5 protein-coding genes are annotated in these 3,582 nt (G+C 61.6%); 1 reads left to right on the forward strand and 4 read right to left on the reverse strand.

Going from position 1 to position 3,582, the window contains the following annotated elements; translation table 11 throughout:
• Positions 1-650 (reverse strand): transporter substrate-binding domain-containing protein (locus D6877_RS16630; protein ID WP_130911496.1); only part of this gene is annotated, 650 nt, incomplete at its 3' end.
• Positions 651-763: 113 nt separating this feature from the next.
• Between D6877_RS16630 and D6877_RS16635 the strand changes: the two genes are divergently transcribed.
• Positions 764-1,666 (forward strand): homocysteine S-methyltransferase family protein, encoded by a 903-nt coding sequence (locus D6877_RS16635; protein WP_130911482.1) that lies wholly within the window; start codon positions 764-766, stop codon positions 1,664-1,666.
• Positions 1,667-1,786: 120 nt separating this feature from the next.
• On the opposite strand, the gene D6877_RS16640 is transcribed toward D6877_RS16635, so the two are convergent.
• The 3 genes from D6877_RS16640 to D6877_RS16650 are packed head-to-tail and all read right to left on the reverse strand — an operon-like array spanning position 1,787 to position 3,551.
• Positions 1,787-2,458, reverse strand: a complete 672-nt coding sequence (locus D6877_RS16640; protein ID WP_130911483.1) for a GNAT family protein — start codon at positions 2,456-2,458, stop codon at positions 1,787-1,789.
• Between the two features lie 12 nt (positions 2,459-2,470).
• The gene (locus D6877_RS16645) at positions 2,471-2,917 is read right to left on the reverse strand and encodes a GNAT family N-acetyltransferase (RefSeq protein ID WP_130911484.1); all 447 of its coding nucleotides are present in this window, start codon (positions 2,915-2,917) and stop codon (positions 2,471-2,473) included.
• A 10-nt stretch (positions 2,918-2,927) separates the two neighbouring features.
• Positions 2,928-3,551 (reverse strand): FMN-binding negative transcriptional regulator, encoded by a 624-nt coding sequence (locus D6877_RS16650; protein WP_130888957.1) that lies wholly within the window; start codon positions 3,549-3,551, stop codon positions 2,928-2,930.
• Positions 3,552-3,582 lie beyond the last annotated feature (31 nt).

The following is a 3,582-nucleotide window of genomic DNA, read 5'->3' on the forward strand; positions in this document are numbered from 1 at the left end:
CGCTGGTCCTGGTTCAGGCGCGGCTGCGCGGTGACCAGATTGGTGAGGATCGCATCCAGGCGCACGCCGGCGCCCAGGCCCAGATCCTGGAAGGCGACGTTGTCGGTGTCATACGGGGCAATCTGCACGTCCTCGAACGGATACTGCAACTGCGTATCCTCAGCGCCTTCGATGACCAGATTCTTGTTCAGGTAGCTTTCGTAGCTGGAGGCGCTGGTCAGGCCGACCTTTTTGCCGCTCAGATCTTTGGCGCTGTGGATGCGATCGTCCTTGGCGTTGACCACGATCACCGCTGGCGAAGCGTAATACTCGACCGGGAAGTCGAACACTTCTGCGCGGGCCTTGCTTGGGGTCATCGAGCAGATGCAGATGTCATAGCGCCCGCTCCAGCGGCCGGCGGCGATCACGTCCCAGGACGGCGTTTCCAGACGCAGTTTGACGCCAAGCTTGTCCGCCACCGCTTTGGCAACGTCGACATCGAAACCGTCGAGTTGATTCTGCTCATTGAGAAACGAGAAGGGTGGATAGCTTTCCATGAGCACGCCGACCAGTTCTTTTTTCTGCTCGACGCGGTCCAGCGTCGCGCCGCCGAAGGCTTGGGTGGAGGCCAGAATGGTCAGGCCCAGGGCCAATAGCGGTTGGAGTTTCACAGTCGATCCCTGTAGAAAAAAGAGGTTGTTATTAACCGAGTGGTGCGTATTAAATAGTTATAAGAACGACTCTGATAGTGAGTTATTTTCATAAGCATATGAGTGAAAAGCATATGGGCGCAGCGAACAGGGTCATTCTCGATGGCGGCATGGGCCGCGAGTTGCAACGCGCCGGCGCACCGTTTCGCCAACCGGAGTGGTCGGCACTGGCGCTGAGTGAAGCGCCGCAGGCGGTCGAGGCGGTGCATGCCGCGTACATCAACAACGGCGCGGACGTAATCACCAGCAACAGTTACGCGGTGGTGCCGTTTCACATTGGCGAGGCGCGGTTTGCTGCTGAAGGCCAGGCGCTTGCGGCACTGGCGGGAGAACTGGCGCGGCGGGCGGTGCAGGCATCCGGCAAGCCAGTGCGTGTTGCCGGTTCGTTGCCGCCGCTGTTTGGTTCGTATCGTCCGGATCTGTTCGAAGCGGATCGCGTGACCGAGCTGCTGACGCCGCTGGTCAAGGGGCTGGCCCCGCATGTTGATCTGTGGCTGGCGGAAACCCAGAGTTCAATTATCGAGGCACGCGCCATTCACGCCGGGTTGCCGAAGGACGGCAAACCGTTCTGGCTGTCGTTCACCCTCAAGGATGAAGACACCGATGAAGTGCCGCGCCTGCGCTCCGGTGAGCCGGTAGCCGAAGCGGCTGCGGCGGCCGCTGAGCTGGGCGTCGAAACGTTGCTGTTCAACTGCAGTCAGCCTGAAGTGATAGGCGCGGCCATCGACGCGGCGCGCGCAACCTTTGAGCGTCTCGGCGTCACGATCAATATCGGCGCCTATGCCAACGCGTTTCCTCCGCAACCGAAAGAAGCCACGGCCAACGACGGGCTCGACCCGTTGCGTGACGATCTCGATCCGCCGGGGTATCTGCACTGGGCGCTGGACTGGCAACAGCGCGGCGCCAGTCATCTGGGTGGCTGCTGCGGGATCGGCCCGGAGCACATTGCGGTGCTGGCGCAAGAACTGCGTCGTTAAGAAAAACCCCGCCAATTGTGGGAGCGAGCCTGCTCGCGAAAGCGGTCGGTCAGTCAATATTTCAGTGACTGACACAGCGCCTTCGCGAGCAGGCTCGCTCCCACAGGTGCTTTGTGACGATCAGCTACGGCACTCGGCCAAGCCTTTCACCTGGCCATCAGGCGTCTGGTTTTCATCGCTGAGCCAGCGCTCGAACCCGGCACCAATCGCTGGCCATTCCGAATCCAGAATCGAATACCACGCGGTATCGCGGTTCTGGCCCTTGACCACCATGTGCTGGCGGAACACCCCTTCGAAGCTGAAGCCCAGACGCTCGGCCGCGTATTTGGAGCGGGCGTTGCCGTTGTTGCACTTCCATTCCAGGCGCCGGTAACCCAGCTCGAACGAATACTTGGCCAGCAGGTACACCGCCTCGGTGCTTTTCGGCGAGCGTTGCATTGGCGCACCGAAAGTGACGTGGCCGATTTCGATGCGGCCCTGCGCCGGGACGATCGACATCAGGCTGAGGATGCCTTGCACCTGACCAGTCGCGCGGTCGATGACGCTGAAGAAATACGGGTCGCTGTTGGCCGCATGATTGTTCAGCCAGTCGTTGAACGCGCTGCGCTCGGGAAACGGCCCGTAAGGCAAGTAATCCCAGAGCTTCGGATCAGCACCCGGCCCTTCGAGGGCGGCGTAAAGCTGCTCGGCATGGCGCGCCGGGTCGAGCTTTTCCAGGCGGATGAAACGGCCTTCGAGCAGGGTGGCGGAGGGGGCGGGGACGCCTTTCCAGTCAGCGAGTGAAGCGGTCATGTGCGCGTCTCCTTAAAGGGCTTTACGAAACTGAATGAATCCCGGACGTTCGGCAATGCGCTCGTAGAGCTGGATCGCCGTTGCATTGGTTTCGTGGGTCAGCCAGTGGACTTTGCAGCAACCATCGGCTTTGGCGGTAGCGTAGACATGCTCAATCAACAGCCGACCGACACCGGTGCCACGGGACTCGGGCACCACCAGCAGATCCTGCAGATAACAGGAGTTTTCGATGCTCCAGTTCGAGCGATGATAGATGTAATGCACCATGCCCAGCGCTTTGCCATCGGCCCACGCGAGGGCGGCGTGGGTCGGTTCATTCGGGTCGAGAAAACGCTGCCAGGTGCTTTGGGTGACGGCGCCCGGCAGTTCCGTGTTGTAGAAGCGCAGGTACGCCTGCCACAGCGGCAGCCAAGCGGCGTGGTCGTTGGCGCTGACCGGGCGAATGTCGATCTGAGTCATGCGGATTTCCTTAGCGCATCAGGCGGGCGAGGGTTTGATCGTTGGCGTCGGGGCTGGCGGCAAGGCCTTCGCGCACCCCGGCAATATCTTCGGCGCTGCGGTTCTGGCTGAGCTTGCGTTTGCCCTCGAGGCGGTCGATGGGAATGGCAAAACCGACGATGGCCTTGAGCATGGTGTCGATGTAATCGGCCGGCGCATCGTCCACCGACCACGGCTGGGCACGGCCTGCCTCGTGACGGTCGGTGAGGGTGCTGACGATGTCGAGCAACCGGCCGCCATCGCTGAAGGTCTCGGCCTGGCCGTAGGCGTGCACGGCGATGTAGTTCCAGGTCGGCACGACCTTGCCGTGTTCGGCCTTGCTCGGATACAAGCTTGGGCTGACGTAGGCGTCCGGGCCGGCGAAGATCAGCATCGCCTCGGCGCCGTCCCGCAGGTCCTTCCACTGCGGATTGGCCTTGGCCAGATGGCCGTAGAGCGTGCCGTATTCGCCCTGTTCGCGATGCAGCAGCACCGGCACATGACTGGCTTGCAATCCGCTCTCACCGTGGCTGACCAGAATGGCCAGGCGAGTGGCGAGGATCAGTTCGTGCAGTTGGGACAGGTCTTCGATGGCAAAGGCGCGTGGCGTGTACATGGACAGATTTTCCTTGGCGAATGCCTGCATC

It is taken from the genome of Pseudomonas sp. Sample_9 (genome assembly GCF_004307535.1).
Classification (GTDB): domain Bacteria; phylum Pseudomonadota; class Gammaproteobacteria; order Pseudomonadales; family Pseudomonadaceae; genus Aquipseudomonas; species Aquipseudomonas mercuritolerans.

Bases quoted from the DNA above. Each gene is read 5' to 3' on its own strand.
- D6877_RS16650 (WP_130888957.1), bottom strand. From the start codon at position 3,551: ATGTACACGCCACGCGCCTTTGCCATCGAAGACCTGTCCCAACTGCAC.
- D6877_RS16635 (WP_130911482.1), top strand. From the start codon at position 764: ATGGGCGCAGCGAACAGGGTCATTCTCGATGGCGGCATGGGCCGCGAG.
- D6877_RS16640 (WP_130911483.1), bottom strand. From the start codon at position 2,458: ATGACCGCTTCACTCGCTGACTGGAAAGGCGTCCCCGCCCCCTCCGCC.
- D6877_RS16645 (WP_130911484.1), bottom strand. From the start codon at position 2,917: ATGACTCAGATCGACATTCGCCCGGTCAGCGCCAACGACCACGCCGCT.